This is a genomic window from Ochrobactrum sp. SFR4 (assembly GCF_019730395.1).
GTDB lineage: Bacteria > Pseudomonadota > Alphaproteobacteria > Rhizobiales > Rhizobiaceae > Pseudochrobactrum.
Window position 1 is genome coordinate 1 of the sequence record NZ_JAAPBB010001039.1, and the last position, 254, is coordinate 254.

1 protein-coding gene is annotated in these 254 nt (G+C 50.4%); it reads right to left on the bottom strand.

Annotated features, from left to right (window positions below; genetic code table 11):
• The coding region (locus tag HBA93_RS22215; RefSeq protein ID WP_353619431.1) for a YicC/YloC family endoribonuclease at positions 1-237 on the bottom strand (237 nt) is incomplete at its 3' end.
• Positions 238-254: the final 17 nt, after the last annotated feature.

The window sequence follows — 254 nt, forward strand, 5'->3', positions numbered from 1 at the left end:
CAAACGCTTGCCTTCCTGTAAGCGCATCTGTTTCAGAGCTTCCAGCGCCTCATCAAAAGATGACAACAACGCAGCCTTTAAAGCAGCTTTGGCGGCTTCATCTGCCTCTGTCTGTGGTGGCTCCAAAATACCCTTGAGATTGAGTACGGCATCAACACTCGCAGGCGCAAGTCCGTATTGGTTCTGCAATTGCAGTGCCGTTTGCATGACCTTACTCAGCAAGGCCTCATTGATCACCAGTTTGACCTGTGCTT